General features: G+C 35.9%; 10 protein-coding genes and 3 pseudogenes. 2 read left to right on the top strand and 11 right to left on the bottom strand.

All coding sequences use genetic code 11. The features are described from left to right. Positions 1–154 precede the first annotated feature (154 nt). Complete coding sequence (locus DYI00_RS01995; RefSeq protein WP_011577620.1) at positions 155–1,099, top strand: catalase family peroxidase; 945 nt, start codon at positions 155–157, stop codon at positions 1,097–1,099. A 96-nt stretch (positions 1,100–1,195) separates the two neighbouring features. Here the strand turns inward: DYI00_RS01995 and DYI00_RS01990 are convergent, their stop codons facing one another. From DYI00_RS01990 to DYI00_RS01970, 5 genes are all read right to left on the bottom strand, one after another. Next, on the bottom strand, positions 1,196–2,734 hold the full coding sequence (locus DYI00_RS01990) for an outer membrane family protein (protein WP_011577619.1): 1,539 nt from the start codon (positions 2,732–2,734) through the stop codon (positions 1,196–1,198). Positions 2,735–2,940: 206 nt separating this feature from the next. Continuing rightward, on the bottom strand, positions 2,941–5,385 hold the full coding sequence (locus DYI00_RS01985; RefSeq protein WP_104709222.1) for a TonB-dependent receptor: 2,445 nt from the start codon (positions 5,383–5,385) through the stop codon (positions 2,941–2,943). A 203-nt stretch (positions 5,386–5,588) separates the two neighbouring features. Further along, positions 5,589–6,020 carry an L-threonylcarbamoyladenylate synthase gene (locus DYI00_RS01980; protein ID WP_011577617.1) on the bottom strand — a complete coding sequence of 144 codons (432 nt, stop codon included), beginning with the start codon at positions 6,018–6,020 and terminating at the stop codon, positions 5,589–5,591. A 4-nt stretch (positions 6,021–6,024) separates the two neighbouring features. After that, positions 6,025–9,336, bottom strand: coding sequence for a carbamoyl-phosphate synthase large subunit (gene carB, locus DYI00_RS01975; RefSeq protein ID WP_104709223.1), 3,312 nt, complete (start codon positions 9,334–9,336; stop codon positions 6,025–6,027). Between the two features lie 98 nt (positions 9,337–9,434). Next, complete coding sequence (locus DYI00_RS01970) at positions 9,435–10,127, bottom strand: Bax inhibitor-1/YccA family protein (RefSeq protein ID WP_011577615.1); 693 nt, start codon at positions 10,125–10,127, stop codon at positions 9,435–9,437. 146 nt (positions 10,128–10,273) lie between these two features. On the opposite strand from DYI00_RS01970, the gene gap reads away from it, so the two are divergent. Then, positions 10,274–11,272 carry a type I glyceraldehyde-3-phosphate dehydrogenase gene (gap, locus tag DYI00_RS01965; RefSeq protein ID WP_011577614.1) on the top strand — a complete coding sequence of 333 codons (999 nt, stop codon included), beginning with the start codon at positions 10,274–10,276 and terminating at the stop codon, positions 11,270–11,272. Between the two features lie 148 nt (positions 11,273–11,420). Here the strand turns inward: gap and tilS are convergent, their stop codons facing one another. From tilS to DYI00_RS08640, 6 genes and pseudogenes are all read right to left on the bottom strand, one after another. Continuing rightward, positions 11,421–12,470, bottom strand: a complete 1,050-nt coding sequence (gene tilS / locus DYI00_RS01960) for a tRNA lysidine(34) synthetase TilS (RefSeq protein WP_011577613.1) — start codon at positions 12,468–12,470, stop codon at positions 11,421–11,423. A gap of 4 nt (positions 12,471–12,474) precedes the next feature. After that, positions 12,475–13,545, bottom strand: coding sequence for an HP0729 family protein (locus DYI00_RS01955; protein ID WP_011577612.1), 1,071 nt, complete (start codon positions 13,543–13,545; stop codon positions 12,475–12,477). Positions 13,546–13,553: 8 nt separating this feature from the next. After that, positions 13,554–13,859 (bottom strand): hypothetical protein, encoded by a 306-nt coding sequence (locus DYI00_RS01950; RefSeq protein WP_104709224.1) that lies wholly within the window; start codon positions 13,857–13,859, stop codon positions 13,554–13,556. A gap of 97 nt (positions 13,860–13,956) precedes the next feature. Next, positions 13,957–15,652: pseudogene (locus DYI00_RS08305) on the bottom strand (LeoA/HP0731 family dynamin-like GTPase). Between the two features lie 141 nt (positions 15,653–15,793). Then, a pseudogene (locus tag DYI00_RS08300) lies at positions 15,794–16,941 on the bottom strand (GTPase); the annotation flags it as partial. A 261-nt stretch (positions 16,942–17,202) separates the two neighbouring features. Then, a pseudogene (locus tag DYI00_RS08640) lies at positions 17,203–17,472 on the bottom strand (hypothetical protein); the annotation flags it as partial. Positions 17,473–17,570: the final 98 nt, after the last annotated feature.

The raw sequence follows: 17,570 nt of genomic DNA, 5'->3' as shown, positions 1-17,570 counted from the left end.
AACCCAAGCTTGCCATTAAAAGCTTGCTCATAGCATGCAATATGGATAGGATAATCCTTTTTAAAATTTTATAAGATATTGAAAAAAGGCTTTTTGAGACTAAAATAAGAAATTTATTAATATAATAAAAATATCAAAACAACGGAGTTAAAGAATGAAAAAAATTTGTTTGAGTTTAGGTTTAATTTTTAGTTTGGGATTTTTAAAAGCCCATGAAGTGAGTGCTGAAGAGATTGCAGATATTTTCTACAAGCTCAACGCCAAAGAGCCAAAAATGAAGATCAACCACACTAAAGGGTTTTGCGCTAAAGGGATTTTTCTCCCTAATCAAGCCATAAAGAACGATTTAGATGTGCCCTTACTTGATGAAAAAGAAATCCCTGCGTCTGTAAGGTATTCTTTAGGGGGCGTGGCGATGGACGATAAAAGCAAAGTCAGGGGAATGGCGTTAAAACTAGAAAATCAAAACGCTAGTTGGACAATGGTGATGCTTAATACAGAAATCAATTTCGCCAAAAACCCTGAAGAATTCGCTCAATTTTTTGCGATGAGAATCCCACAAAACGGAAAAGTAGATGAAGCAAAAATCAAAAAGCTTTATGAAGAAGTCCCCTCTTATAAAAATTTTACCGCTTACACAAAAACCATAGGGATTAGCTCAAGCGTGGCTAACACGCCTTATTATAGCGTCCATGCGTTCAGGTTTAAAGACAAAAAAGGGAAATTATTGCCTATGAGATGGAAATTTGTGCCAACCGATGGCGTTAAATACCTTAACCCCCAAGAATTAAAACAAAAAGATTCAAATTATCTGCTCTCTGCATTCCAACAACACCTTAAAACTAAACCCATAGAATATAAAATGTATTTGGTGCTTGCAAATAAAAATGATGCCACTAACGACACGACCGTGCTTTGGAAAGGCAAACACAAGGAATTATTGGTGGGGACATTGAAAGTTAAAGAATACGAAGGGATGGGCTGTAATAAAGATGTGTATTTCCCAGCCGATCTCCCTAAAGGCGTAGAAGCCCCTATTGATCCCTTGTTTCAAATTAGGAATGAAGTTTATGGGATCACTTTTGGCAGGAGACAATAAAAAGAGATTTAAAGCAAAGTGATCGCTTGCTTCAACTCTTTAGTCTTTAAAAAATGCCTTTGAGCATTTTTTAATCCGCTGTTATTTTATTAAAAATCAAAACTTCAGCGTAAGATTGGTCATCATATAGCTCCTATCCTGGTAATTCGCACTAAAATCACCACCAGGATCGTTGAATTTGGGTGCTCCAAAATACCCTACTTGATAGCCTTTATTGATTTTTGCTCCATAATAAGTGATCCTAAAGTTAAGGAGAACGACTTCACTGAACGCATAGCTCGCATTGAATTGCAAGGAATATTCATTAGCCCTCCCCACTTGCCCTAACGCATTCTTATTTGCATGAGAGATGCGCCCAAAAACATGCCATGCAAAACGCTTATAAATCCCACCAACAGAAGTGTAAAAAGTGAAAGTGTCCGCGTTAGTGATCGCATCTGCCAACCCATCATAAGCCGTATTATCCCAAAAATCATAGCCAATCATTCCAGCATGCTTTACACTAACTCCAATATCATTATCAACATAAGAAGTGTTATTACCTTTTGGCATCGTGTGAGAGCCTAAAAAAGCGTCCGAATTCCCAAAAGTGTTATAAAGACCAATGGACCAGTTATAATTATCCCACCAAAAAATTTGGCGGATATTTAAAGTGACGCCATTTTTCCCTAACAACGAGCCATGCGGTGTGCTGTCTTGTATGCTGTAAGTTTTTGTCTTTGGGTTATACCACCCTTTATAATACAAAGGAAAAGTTGTCATTATCATGCTTTGAGAACGAAAACCTACGCCGCCAAAATTTCTATTCGTGTCATAAACCAGTTTGAAACCAGGAGCGTTATAAGTTTTAGGGGAAAAATAATAAAAAAATTGAGCGTCTAAACCTTTATAAGAATAAGTCGTAGTGATCCCATGCCAACCATAATTGATGAAATCGTTGCTGTTGTTGGGGTTGCCTCCTTTTTTTAAATAAGGCACTGTTGCATAAAATTCATAAACCCAAGAATTGAACGCCAAACCCCTACCATAAGAACTCCACCACCAAAATCTTAATCTTTGCGTTTCAGTCTTATAGGGCTGATAATACACTTCCCACCCTTGATTGGATCCGCTCATAAAATCAATATTCGCTTCATAGCGCCCTGCCTTAAACCCAACAATATCTTTATAATCGTATTGCAAAAAAGCGGTATCTAGCACATAAGGTCTTGCATGATAGCTTGCAGATTGGGAGTTTCCAGAATAAGCGGGACCAAGGTATTTATTAAAAAAATACCCATGATAACCCCCAATGAAATTTTCTACAATAGAGCCAAAAACTTTCCCATTCGCCTGGTCAATATCGTATTTAGTCTTATCGTAAGCAATAGCGGCAAGCGTGCCTCCTAAAGAAGCATAGAGCTTATGATTTTCGGTATTTTTTGGGAGCAAATTCACTTTGATTTGCGCCATGCCCACAATATCTACAAAACTTTCAGTAGGATAAATCCCTTTTTTGGTGTTGATTTGAGAATTGTTAAAACCAATTTTAGAAAAGTTTTCCATGCGACCATTGAACTGGTAATCCAAAGCCTGCATGTCATAAAACAAACAAGATAAAAGCGATAAAAAAGAAGTAAAAAAACATTTTTTCATTAAACTACCCATGCCCATGCCTAAAATTAAACCATGCCTAAAATTAAACCATGCCTAAAATTAAACCATGCCTAAAATTAAAAACCCATAAAATTAAGAGATCCTGTTTTTTATTTTTTTATTCGTTTCATTTTTTTATAAAAAACAATCCCTTTATTATCAATGAGTTTAAAGTTATAAGCATTAAAACCACATATTTGCTACTTTTAAAACTTATAAGCGATTTCAAATCTAGCGTTAAAGCCAGGCTCTGCCATGCCCCTTGCGTATTTGTCTTGATTGGGTTCATCAGGGCTCATCACTGGGCTTGCTTGATCGATGTATTGTTTGTTAAAAACATTGTTAAAAACAGCGTTCAAGCTCAACCCTTCAAGTTTTTTGTAAGTGGGCTTGTAAGTGATAAAAAAACTGCTCACCCCATAACCGGGCTTATGCACATGGAAAATCCCAGGCGTTTTAGGGCAATTGCTAGGCCGTCTGTCAATATCCGTAGGGCCGTTACGATAAGGGCTATAAGAGCAATAATCTAAATCGGTCACAAAGCGTGAAAGCCAAGTGATACTAAGCCCAATGCGTGGGACCGTATAGCTTGCCGTTAAAATAAACACATTACCCACCGTGGCAGCCAATTCATACACATCAGCGATCAAATGCTTTCTTAAAGAAGGCCATGATCGCGCCACGCTCAAGCCTAAAGAAAAACCCTTATACTTAGCCGTCCCTGAAACTTCATAGCCCGGCACATAAATAATATCTTTTGGGGGCAAGTTAGTCACAAAAAGCGTTGAAGAAAATTGATTGATATAATTAGAGATCAACTGGACAAAACCAGCAGCTCTAAAATCAAAATACTTACTGCTATATTCAGTGTTAAATTCCACATTTTGCCCAATTTCTGGCTTTAAATTTCGGTTATAACGCAAATTGTCTTGACGCATCCACACCAAGCCTCCAGGCATAGGACCTCTAGTGACATACGCATAAGAAAGCCTAAAATTCAAATCCTCTAAAGGCGAGACATTTAAAGCCGCACTAGGGCTAAACCCTTGAGTGACATGCAATTGCCAGTCTTTATCCATTAAAGTATAGACATCATAACGAGTCCCCGCCCCTAAAGTGACCATAGGGTGCAAAGTGTAGTTCGCTTGTGCATACACCCCAATCACATTCGCCGTAGCGCCATTCCTTTGGCAGCGCCCATTCATGTTGGGATCATTGGGTCCTGTAACTCTTAAGCAAGCATCAGGGGCATCGCCCGGTTTGACCAATTCGCTATTAGGGATCGCCTTATCAAAAGTGGTTAAATTTTGATAATTCAACCCATATTCAAAAAGATTGTCATTTTTATGGTCTATGGTATGGATCACATTCGCATTAAATCCGGAATTGATGATAAATAAATCCTTATTAGCGACGACAGAACCGCCTCCAAGGCTTTTAAAAGTAATAGCACAAGTTTGTTTAATGGCGTCATAAATACCTCCTTGCGCCACGCATCTGTTTTCTTCTCCTTGAGAGAGTTGTGGGTTTGGCGTAAAAGAAATTATGGTCGCTATATCAGTAGACCTAAAAAGAGGGTCAATTTTGACATTCCTAATGCTCGTATAACCATTGATCTTTAATTTAGGATCGCCAAAACGACTCCCCCCTTCTCTTTCATAATTCAAACTCACATTATGCACTAAATTGACGCTATAAGTTTTAAACAAGCTGGCGTCATTTTCAAACAAACAATCGCTAGGGTTTTTCTCGTTAGGGAAAGCGTTAAAATCACCGCAAGAATAGGGTAAAAAAGTGCCTGTAAAATTCGCTCTTAAAGGGCGATTAGCGTTATCTCTAGTCATGTTATAACTAAGCGTTAGGATATCTCTTTCGCTTAAATAACCATTGATTTTAGCCATCACATTGTTTTGCTCGCTAGGGCTTCCTGAAACCTTATTGCTTTCTTTGGGCTTGAAAAGATCTTTTGTGGCGTTATCCCCATCACGATAATAAAAAATATTTTGATGCGTGTAATACAAAAGCACATCAAAATGATTATTACGATAAGCGCCCATAACGGTTTCTCTATCCCCAAAGTTGGTTAAAAAAGTTGCAGCCCCACTCATCGCATAGTCTTTACCTCTAGGGATAAAATCATTCGCGCTTTTAGTCTCCATTTTAATCGCACCAATTAAAGCCATAGGCCCCGCGCTCGCTTGAGCCGCTCCTTTAGTGACCACCACGCTTTTAAGCATTCCGGGGTCAATAATCGTATTGCCTTGATGCCCATAGCTAGCACCCATTTGTGCTGCGCCATCTACCGTAACCCTAGTCAGTCTGTCTTCAATACCGCGCACATAAATTTTTTGCGCCATGACCGCACCACCACCTACATTGATATTAGGGTTTCTCCTAAACATATCGCTGATTTGGTTGGCTTGTCTTCTCTCTAATTCTTTACTTGAAATAGTTGTTTGGTTGTTGTAATTAAAGATTTTGACCGCTTGAGTGGTAACTTTGCCTAGAGTGTGTTGGGTATTCTCCTTTTTATCTTTTTTTCTTTCTGTCTTTCTTTCTTCTTTTTCTTCTTTAGCTTCTGCTTCAAACATTCCTAATAAGGACAAAAAAATAGAAAAACTACAATATTTTCTAAAACGCTTATCGTTCATTCTTAAAATCCTATTTATAATAATTATTGTTTTTTAAAAAACAACGGCTTTTTATTATAGCTAAAAAAGTGTTATGGTCAGTAAATATGCAATTTTAGAGAGAGATTTTTTCTGTATAGAGAGCGCTAATTGTAAAAGACACCTTTTAGCGTTTCTTAATTTTCATGTTTTAATTTTCATGATTAACGCTTAATAAAAAAATCCTACCTTATTCTAACTTTTTTATTTTTATAGAGTTTGAATATTTTAGAACTAGAGCTTTCAAACAAACCCCTTTCATCGCTCACAATGACATCAGCGAGATTGGAAGCGATCTCTTTATCATAAGTGCATTGAGTGAGGTTAGCTGAAGTGCTATAAAGCGTTTTAAAACGCTTTAAAAAATCCCCATGCCTACCCCTAATCACACGAACGGCGTTTAAATTAGGATAAATAAAAGTGGTTTTAGCGCTTCTTCTAATGAGATTTTTAAAAGCATTGGGTGCACGCACCAAGCTTTTTAAAGTTCTAAAATCAGCGCTTTCTATTAAAACGCTTTTATTTTTAGGGCGCTTCTTTAGAGCGTTGAGTTGCTCGCTATCTTTAGAAAGCAAGCCGATAGTGGTATCGCTTTGGGCTAAATACACGAACGCCATCAAATTATTTTAAATAATCTTGCAAGGCCAATAGTGCATCTTCTTCAGGGCTTTCTTCGAGGGCTAAAAGCAAGACTTCTATCGCGCTTAAAGTCGTGAAATAACTTACATGGTTTTTAAGCACAGAAGCGCGAATGAGTTTGGCGTCATCTTGAGATTTGTGATCGCTTGTGTTGATAGCCATGCTGATTTCCCCATTCATCATTAAGTCCATGATATTGGGACGGCCTTCAGAGATTTTAAGCACTTTTAAAGACTTTACCCTAGCTTTTTCTAAAGCTTTATGTGTGCCTTCTGTGGCGCACAATTCAAATCCTAATTGGACCAAGCGCTTCATTAAAACACACGCTTCTTCTTTGTCCTTATCTTTAATAGAGACAAAAATAAGCCCCTTGTTTTTAATCGGGTTAAAGCAAGCCGTTTGTGCCTTGAAAAAAGCAAGCCCTAACGATCGAGCAATCCCCATCACTTCGCCGGTGCTTTTCATCTCAGGCCCTAAAATCAGATCCGATCCATAAAGTTTATTAAAAGGGAAAACCGCTTCTTTTAAAGCCACAAAATGGGGTATTTTAGGCTTATAAATGCCATTAGAATACTCTACTATATTTTTTTTATCATAAAACTTAAGGGCTTCTTTCAAGTCTTCTAACACCATAACCCTAGTCGCTACTTTGGCTAAAGGAACGCCTAAAGCCTTACTTAAAAAGGGCACGGTCCTGCTAGCTCTAGGATTGACTTCAATCAAGTAAAGTGCATTTTTATACACAGCAAATTGGATATTCAATAGCCCCACTACGCCTAAATGCAAAGCGATTTTCGCACTCACTTGTTCAATTTCATCTAAAATTTTAGGGCTTAGATTGGAAGGGATAAAGCAAGCGGAATCGCCTGAATGGATACCCGCCTCTTCAATATGTTGTAAAATGCCTGCAACATAGACCTCTTTTTTATCGCAAATAGCATCTACATCTAATTCAATCGCTTTTTCTAAAAACTTATCAATGAGAAGGGGATTTTTAGGGCTAATTTCTAAAGAATGCGTCACGCTTTCTAAATAATGGTGCAATTCTTCAATATTTTCTAAAATTTGCATGTGTTGCCCCCCTAACACATAACTAGGGCGCACAATGATAGGGAAACCAATTAAATTAGCAATGCTATAAGCTTCATCAATATTTTTAGCCATGCCATTTTCAGGCTGCTTAATATCAAGATCTTTTAAAAAGAGAGAAAATTTTTCTCTATCTTCAGCAATGTCAATCACTTTAAAAGGCGTGCCAATAATAGGTGCTTGCATTTTGGCTAAATCTTTAGCGAGTTTTAAAGGGGTTTGTCCCCCAAAATGCACGATAATGCCATCTACTTGTTCTCTTTGAATGATGGTTTTCACGCACTCAAAATGAATGGGTTCAAAATAGAGCGTATCGCTTGTATCATAATCCGTGCTAACGGTTTCTGGATTGCAATTAAGCATGATACTTTTAATGTTTAAATCTTTTAAAGCAAAGCTTGCATGCACGCAACAATAATCAAATTCAATGCCTTGACCAATGCGATTAGGACCAGAGCCTATGATTAGGATTTTATTTTCTTTATTTTCTTTATTTTCTTTATTTTCTTTATTTTCTTTATTTTCTTTATTTTCTTTATTTTCTTTATTTTTTAAAATGGGGGGCAAAGGGTTAGGGGCATAGGTGGAATACAAATAAGGCGTAAGCGATAAAAACTCCGCTGCACAAGTATCCACTTCTTCAAAATTGGGCGTGATTTGTAGGGTGATTCTAGCCAATTCCACTTCAAAAGGGCTCACTTCCAAACTTTCATTTTCTTTGATTTTAGCAGCAATCCTTGCATCGCTAAAGCCTAAATTTTTAAGCCCTCTCATTTTTGTTGCGTCCGTTAAAACGCTAGAATTAATGCTCTCTTCCACTCCTACTAGCTTTTGAATTTGAGATAAAAACCACCTATCAATCTGGCATAATTCAAAAACTTCATCAACAGAAATGCCCAACCTGAACGCATCAGCGATATAGAGCAAGCGCTTGAAATTAGGTCGGCGGATTTCCTTTTTTATGGTTTCTAAGTCTTTACTTAAAGACTCAAACCCTAGCCAATTGTTTTCCAAAGAGCATAACGCTTTTTGTAAAGCTTCTAAGAAATTCCCCCCTATTGCCATCACTTCGCCAATGCTTTTCATAGAAGTCCCTAAAGTGCTAGAAACACCGGCAAATTTTTCAAACGCAAAGCGAGGGATTTTGACCACAATATAATCCAAACTAGGCTCAAAACTCGCCGGAGTGTTGGTAATATCGTTTTTGATTTCATCTAAACTAAAGCCCACCGCAAGCATGGTAGCCACTTTTGCAATAGGAAAACCGGTCGCTTTTGACGCTAGAGCGGAGCTACGGCTCACTCGTGGATTCATTTCAATCACAACCATTCTCAAAGTCTCTGGATGGATCGCAAATTGCACATTACTCCCACCCGTATCCACGCCAATTTCTCTTAAAATCGCAAAGCTCGCATCGCGCATGCGTTGGTATTCTTTATCGGTGAGTGTGAGACTTGGAGCGATGGTGATACTATCGCCGGTATGAATGCCCATGGGGTCAATATTTTCAATACAGCACACAATAATGCAATTATCCTTGCCGTCTCGTATGACTTCCATTTCATATTCTTTCCACCCTAACAAGGACTCTTCAATCAAAATTTCATTGATGGGCGAAGCGTCTAGGGCGTTTTTAGCTAATTCTTGAAACTCTTCAATATTATAAGCGACCCCACTCCCCCCACCGGCTAGAGTGAAACTCGCTCTAATCATGGCTGGAAAGCCAATTTCATTAATAGCTTCTAGGGCTTCTAACTCGCTATAAGCGTAACGCCCTTTAGGCAAATCCATTCCGATTTTTAACATCGCTTCTTTGAACGCTTGCCTGTCTTCGCCTTTTTTAATCGCTTCAATCTTAGCCCCTAAAAGCTCCACGCCTTCTAACATGCCCTTTTGATGCATTTGCATGACCACATTCAAAGCGGTCTGTCCACCCATTGTGGGTAAAATGGCGTCAATCTTTTCTTTTTTAATGATAGTGGCGATATTTTCTGGGGTGATGGGCTGGACATAAGTCTTATGAGAAAATTCAGGGTCAGTCATCACAGTGGCTGGATTAGAATTGATTAAGATCACCCTATAACCTAAAGATTTTAAGGTCTTACAGCTTTGAGTCCCTGAATAGTCAAATTCGCAAGCTTGCCCAATCATAATAGGACCTGAGCCTATCAGTAGAATATTAGAAATATCGGTGCGTTTAGGCATGATCAATCCTTAAAAAAGAATATAAAACGAAGTGTTATCAATATTTAAAATATTTTTAAGTTGGGTTTTTGCGTTATATCCCCCCCTATTTTTTCAAACTATTTGTCTCTGTCTGAAAAAATACCAATGATTTGCAAGATAGAAATAAAGACATTCAAAAAGTCTAAATACAAACTCACCGCCGCATCAATGGGGCTATCATACATGCCTTTAACGATGTTTTGAGTGTCGTAAGCGATATAAAGACTGAATAAAATCGCACTCGCTCCCGCAATGACAACTTGAAACATAGGACTACCCAAAAACAAGTTAATGAGCGAACACACCACCACCACAATCAAAGCGATAAAGAGCATTTTACCCATATTCGCTAAGTCGTTTTTAGTCTTAAGAGCATACACGCTCATCAAACCAAAAACAATAGTCGTCATGCCTAAAGCTTGCCAGATCGCCCCTAAACCAGCTTTTGCAATCACCATACCAAGCAAAGGAACTAAAGTAACCCCTGATAATGAAGTGAAAGCAAAGAGCATGAATAAATTCAACCCAGGTTTGGATTTAGAAAACATCAAGCCAAAAAACGCCACAATTTCAGCGATAAAAAACGCCCATTTATACTGCACTACGGTTTGAAAATTCATTAAACCCAATAACGCCCCAATGGTCGCTAACAACAAACTACCTGCAAAGAACTTATAAGTCGTTTTGACAAAACCCACCAACTCGCTTTCATGCAACAAAGAATCTTCTGCATACGCACTACGAGAATTCACTCTGTCATACAATGCCATGTCTTACTCCTTGAAATTTTAACTCAAAATGAACAATTTAATTTAACCCTATGAAGGTCCAATATAATAACACAAAATGTAGTAAAATACCAAACAAAACCCCCTAAAAATTGAAATTGAAGTCTGAAAATAGGATAATAGTTACGATGAAAATTTTTATCAATGGATTTGGCCGCATTGGGCGATGCGTTTTAAGAGCTATTTTAGAGCGCAACGACACAAACCACCCTTTAGAAGTGGTGGGTATCAACGACCCTGCTAATTGGGAAATTTTGGCTTATCTTTTAGAGCATGACAGCACGCATGGGCTACTTAATAAAGAAGCGCGTTACTCTAATGGTAAGCTTATTATCGGCTCGCTAGAAATCCCTATTTTTAATAGTATCAAAGACTTAAAAGGTGTGGATGTTATCATAGAGTGTTCAGGGAAGTTTTTAGAGCCTAAAATGTTAGAAAATTACCTTTTGCTTGGGGCTAAAAAGATTCTTTTATCCGCCCCCTTTATCGGCGAATACGATGAAAAACAATACCCTACTTTAGTGTATGGCATCAATCATTTTCTTTATCAAAACCAAGCAATTGTTTCTAACGCCTCTTGCACAACTAATGCAATCGCACCCATTTGCGCGATTTTAGATAAAGCTTTTAGTATTAAAGAAGGCATGCTAACAACCGTTCATAGCTACACGAGCGATCAAAAACTCATTGATCTAGCCCACCCCTTAGACAAACGACGCTCTAGAGCGGCTGCAAGCAACATTATCCCCACAAGCACTAAAGCCGCTCTAGCCTTGCATAAAGTTTTACCCAATCTCAAAAATAAAATGCATGGGCATAGCGTAAGAGTGCCTAGCCTTGATGTTTCCATGATAGATTTAAGTTTGTTTTTAGAAAAAAAAGCTCCTAAAGAGTCAATCAATGATTTATTGATTGAAGCTTCAAAAGGGGCTTTAAAAGGCGTGTTAGAGATAGATTTGAAAAAAAGGGTTAGCTCTGATTTTATTTCTAATCCTAGTAGCGTTATTGTCGCGCCTGATTTGACTTTCACGCTAGAGAATATGGTAAAAATCATGGGGTGGTATGATAATGAATGGGGGTATTCTAATCGTTTGGTGGATATGGCGCAGTTTATATGTCATTATTAAGTCATTGTTATCAATCTTTTGAGTTTGTTTGACCTAAAAGTTGTAAAAGCGCTTTTAAAAAGCTATCATTCGCTCACGCAAGCTCTTTGATGTTTATTTAAAGAACGCTTTTAGTATTTTTGATAACCAACGCTCATAAAACAAAGCTTTAAATCTTTTCTAAACTCTGTTTAAAACGGATTAAAAAATCATGCGTTGGTTGTTTTAAAAACTCTGTGTATAAAATAGACCGTAAGCGTTTAGGGATATTCAATCTCCTAGCTTTGTCTTTAAAATCCTTTGGCATGCTTAAAGTTTGTTGGGGTTTAAGGGCGATAAAGACATGCTCTTTATCCTTTTCAATGATGAATTTTTGAGCGATTTCTAAACTAAAAAAATGGCGTTTGATTTCTTCTTTTTGAGAAAAACTCAACACATACCCCTTTTGTTTTAAGATTTTATCCACTATAAAAAGCGCGTTTTGTGAATATTTAAAAAAAATGATCCCATGCATTTGTGAAAAGGGGGTCAAAGGGTAAAGCCGCTCTTTTTCTTGATCCAAAAATTTAAAACTTTGGATAATGCCTTTGGAATAATATTGCATTAAGGAATTGGCGTAATGTTTTCTAAAAAAATTGCGTTTGAATTTCAAAGAATAATTAGAAAAGTCTTCAAAAAATTTCATATCTTTAGCGAGCGTTTTAAGAATGTCTTTAGAGGTGTAGAGTAAGGGACGCACAATCGCATAAAACCCTCTTTTTTCATAAGCTTGAAAGCTTAAAAGCGTGTTCAACCCAGCTCCCTTGCTTAATTGCATCAAAAACCATTCTAGCCTGTCATTCAAGTGGTGCGCTAAAATCAAATGCTTGTAAGAATGCTCTCTGATTAGGGTTTCAAAAAAATCATAACGGATTTTTCTCGCTTGCATTTCAAAATCATGCGTGATTTTTTGAGCGTAATGGATATAGCATTTTTTATGGTGTGTTTTTGCGAGTTTTTGAGCGTGTTTGATGATTTCAAGGCGTTGTTTTTGCGTGTTATAATCCACTAACGCGATGTCAAAGGCGATATTTTCTTTAACTAAAAGATGAAACAAGCAAGTAGAATCCACCCCACCTGAAAAACCCAATAAATTTTTACCCTCTCTTAAGGGCTCTAAATAAGCTTTAAAATCTTGCACTATAAAATTTACACTCAATGTATGCTTAATTGATCGCATTCTTTCATGAAATTTCCTTATGGGTTAAAATGCTTTTTAGTAAGCTCACACCCTCTATGCTTAAAATTTCATTCCTTACTTTTTCAACTTCATTCAAACTTGGAACTTTTGTATGAACGGCTTCATTGCGGATATTTTGAATGAGACTTAGGCTTTTTTGAAAAAAAGAATTGATGAATTTGTTTAAGCTTTCTTCTAAATGGCATTGGACTTTTTTGTGTTTGAGTAGGAATTTAATGCTCCCAAGATTAGGCTTTTTAGTAAAAAAATCTTTAAGCGTAAAAAATTGCCCTTGGACTTGATAAGTTAAATCATAAAGGTTGGGATCTTTTTCGCACGCTTTTAAAAGAACTTTTTTAGCAAAAATATAAATTTCATATTCTAATATTTTAGAGTATTTAACTATAATGCTTGTAAAATCATTCAAAAAATCGTTTTGGCTTTGTAAAAGCTCTAATTCTGCATGAATGATATTATTGATGCTATCAGGGTGTAAAAGGTAAAAAAGCCTTTTGCCAAAAACAAAGTGCATGAAATTTTCTTGCATGGCTAAATATTCTTTGCTTTTACACACGCTCAGATAATGCTTTTCGTCCCCTAAAAAATAAGAACGCTCTTCTTTTAATCTCACCGGCAAAGGATAAATGTAATTATTCCTATAAATGGCATAGGTGTGGTTGTTTGGCGTGATAAAATTGGCTAAAAATTTATCCCTTAAAAGGCTAAAATCTTCCCTGACCAATTCTCTTAAATCGCTGATAATGAAAAAGTCTTCCACTTCCAAATTTTTTTCTTTATAATAGCTAGGGATCAAACTCTCATCAATATCTTTAGAAACTCTTATTACCTTAGCGACAAATAAATTAGCGTAATCGCTCAAAAAAAGTTGCAAAAAATTTTCTTCATTGGTGGCTTTGTAGATCTCTTCTAATAAGGAGTGCTGCCTTTCTTGATTGTTGAGTTTTGATTTGATCTTGCCAAAGCCCACTTGGGATTTTTCTTGCAAAATACTTAAATATTGTTGGATAACATCTTTTTGATAGTAAGGGTTATAAAGGATTAAAAGATGGTTCATACCTTGCCTTATTTTAGGATTTCTTTGAGATTTTTCTTGATCTCGTCAGGGTTTTGCTCGTATTCTTGTATGAGATCTTTTAAGACTTCAAACAATTCGTTAAAATCTTGTGGGTGATCTTTTTTAAATTTGATTATCAAGTCCAAAGTTTTACAAGCGTTATTTGATCGATCCGTGTTGTCATCAAGAGCGTTTTTTATATCCAAAACCATATTGATAATGCGAGCACTTTGCATAGGGTTTGAAATGCGTTCGAATAAAAAGCCTTTAAGCGCATTTGCAAGACTAAGAGATGAAAAAATTTTAGAAAACATTGCCTTTCCTTATTAAGAGATTCAAAACACCGCTTTTTAAACTTAACTAACAAGCTTTTTTGCGTTTTTGAAATTTTAAAACAAGTTTAATTATAGCTTATTCCTCTTCAGGCTCAACTTCTATAAAATCTTCGCCAATTTTAATCCACTTTTCAAGTTCTTCACTGCACTCTTGCGTTTTTTTAATGTCTTTTTCTAATTCTTGAAACGATTTTTCTAGTTCAAATATGTTTGGGAAACATGCTTGTTTAAACTTGGTTTCATCATTGATGAGATCTAATATTTCTTGTTTTTTGGTTTTCAAAATTGGATTTCATTTTTTCTTTAGCTTTTTCAAATTCTTTTATTTTTTGTTGTTCTCTCCAAGAATCCCATACTTCAAAAGCAATACCGATAAGCGGCAAAGCTTTGTTTATGTTACCTACCAATTTGACAGTGCCCCAAGGTTTGAATTTTAAAGCCAAATCTATGCCTGCAAATTTTCCCACAGCCACTATCCCATCTCTAGCCAATTTGACATTAGTTGCATTGATAAACCCGCTTTGTCTTAAAAAATTAATTCCCATTTTTCCAAGTGTTGTGAAATATTTTTCAGAAGAACTCAGATCGGCGTTAAAACTCGTCCCAATTTTAGAAATTTCATTTACAATCCCTTGCGTTTGTCTCTCAAATTCATTTTTGACTTTTGTGTCTATATTTGATACCTTCATTGCCTATTTCTCTTTCAAAAAAACCATTAAATGTTTCTATGCTAGTGCCAGAAACTTGACGGATAAGATCGCTAAAATACCTCGTTATAAATTCTCTTAAATGAATGCGAGATTGAGAAATTTCTCCATTTAAATCTTGAATATCTTGTCGCCTTTTTTAAGCATTTTATTCAAGTATCCCATTTCTATACTAATGCCTTGCAACACTTGTTTTGCAAGCGGTGCTTGCCTATGGATAATATCTTGAATGATGCTTTTTTGGCTTCTTCTATGATGGTTAATTCCCCACCATTTTCTTTAATCTTTTGTTGTGTCGCATCTTGCAAGGCTTTGATATGTGAAAGTTTTTGAAATTCTTCTTTATGCTTTTGCCAATGTTCAAACCCCAAGTCAAAAGGATTTGCAACAACAGCGACAATCACCAAACTCTCTTTTTCTTCTTCGTTTAAAGAAATCAGTTCATCAAGTCTGCTTTGAATATTTTCTTTTTTGATCTTAAATCTTTTGTTGTAATCTTCTTCATTTTCAATATCCGCTTCTTCATCAAAACGGCTGATGACAAATATGGTCCTAGATAAAAGATTGAGCGTTCTAAACAACCAGTTCAAATCGTCCTTATGACTTTCTTTGATGGGATTTGACGGGTTGAGCGCGTATAAAATGAGATGGGCTTCGCTGACATATTTTTTTGTAATATCTTTATAGCGTTCTATCTTCCCACTATCGTGTTCTTTTACTTTAAACCCGAATAATCCTGGAGTGTCAACTAGCTCAATTTCACCATCTATGTTGTAGATTTTAACTCCATCGCTGGATTCTTGATGACCTATCTTCATGCTCGTTTTGTCTAATCGCTCGATCCAAGCTGCTGCTATGGATGTTTTCCCTCAGAAAAACCTCCCACTAAAGCCACTTTAAGTTTTTGATCGGCGACATTTTCATCGCATTATGGATTTTTTCTTTGAGAGAATCTTCAACATCGATGCCGTATTTTTCCCCTGTATGGACAAAATCAAGTAATTTTTTAAGAACTTCTTGATTCCTCTTTTGATTTTTTTTAAATTGTTCTAGCGTTTCATTCATTGCATGCTCCTTGTTTTGATGTTATTCGAGATGTATCCTAATCTTTCATGGGCTTCTTTTAATTGTATTTTCATGCGCTTGTAATTATCAATAAGTCCGTTAAGATCGGCTTTGAAATTTTCAATTATTCCCAATGCACCTTTTTTTGCAACTTTCAATTTGGCTTTTCACATCCTCTGCAATTTTTTCACAAACTTGTTTTAAAGCATTATCCACTTCTTTTCTTTGTTGGGATTTTTTATAGTCTGAATCAAAAAGATTCCACACTGATTCAACCATCCCAATTAATCCTAAAAGACCCCCTAATCCTAGCACTATCCAACCCAGAGGATTCCAAACCCCAAGCAAAAGCAAACCTCCTATTGAAGCCCCTAAGCCTAATTTACTAATGTGTGCCACTATTAATATTAATGTCAAAATTAAAATCACTATTAGTATTGATGTATTCTAAATTTTCTAGAGAATTTTTAATTCTATCTTCAAATTGTTTAACAGCTTTTTCTATACTTCTGCGGAATTGTTCCACATCTTTTTCAAACCGCCCTTCTATGTTTTTACACAATTTTTCAATTCCTTGCTTGTATTCATTTTTAAGAATTTCTTCAAATTCCTTATTTTCAATTTCTCTTTCAAGCGGTTTGATTCTATGATTTTGGCACGTGAGTTTTTAATAAGCTCTTCGCTGATAAATCTCCCTAATTGTTTAAAATGAGATTTATTCAATAATTCTTCTTCTTTAAAATTTTCTAGAAATTTTTGTTTGTTTTTATAAAAATCAGTCTCTAGGATTAAAGCTTGTGCAAGACCATAGAAAGCCATTTGGGCGCTAACTGCTTTATGACCCATGTAGTGTTCGCCTAAAATGTTTTTCATCTCTTTATCTAAAATTTTTAAGCTTTCTTGTTCGTTTGCGTTGATAAGCCCATCTTTTAAGGCTCTTGGGCTGTTAATCGGTTTGTTAAAAATTGTCTATACCTCTGTTTGCGAATCAAGTTGTTTTTGAATTTTTTCAATTGTCCCTTCTTTATTCTCTTCTCCTTTTTGCGGAGAATTGCAACTTTTTGTGATATAAAAACAGCATGGGCTTTTTGTGTTGCGTCAGAAATTTGCTCAATCACTTTTTCTTCGTCGCTTTCTATGCTTGGAACATTAAGCAAAACAAAGTCTTGATTGCCGTATTTGAAATGATAAGATTGTGTTTTTAAAGTAAAATCGCTTCTTCCATCGCCCATAATCTCTCCATCTTACAATGAACTCATTTGATTTAAAATATCTTGTTTTTCAGATATATAATTTTTCTTTTTTAGTTCTGTATCGTTTAATTCGTCTTGAGATTTTTGAAAACATTCTGATATTTCCTTAAATTTTCTATTTCCTGTAAGAAAGTGAAAAATTTTAAAAAATATGTTGCATTCTTTTAAAGAGGTAAGTTTATTTTCAAGGTTTTGCAATGTTTTTTGAATGTCAGAAATTTCAGTATCGTATTGTTCTATAATGCGTTCATCATCTTTATATTTCTTTTGATAATTTGAATCAAGTTGCTTGAATCATTCTTGTTGATCTTTTTTGTTTTGTTCTTTAAAAAATATTCTCAAACATTCAATAAGGGTTAATTTCCCTGCATTGGTTTCTCCATAAAATGCAATGCTAAATCTTTCCCACTCTTCATTATTGTGTAAGCTTTCAAGTTCTAATTGTTGGAATTCCTTTAACGCTTCTTGGTTAAATTTTTGTAGTTTTTCATCTTTATCATTGGTATGTCTAAAAATACTTTGAAGATTTTCAATATTGGTTTTTACCCCAACATAAATGTTCTTCATTTTTTGCCTTTAAACGGATTTTTCTAATCCATTTTAACAAAAAAACGCAAACCCACACGCTCTAGCCACGATCTTGTCGTGCTTTTAGCCTTACGGCT

This window comes from Helicobacter acinonychis, assembly GCF_900461455.1.
Taxonomy (GTDB): domain Bacteria; phylum Campylobacterota; class Campylobacteria; order Campylobacterales; family Helicobacteraceae; genus Helicobacter; species Helicobacter acinonychis.
Note: the sequence above shows the minus strand (reverse complement) of the source record. Positions and strands in the feature narration are given on the sequence as shown.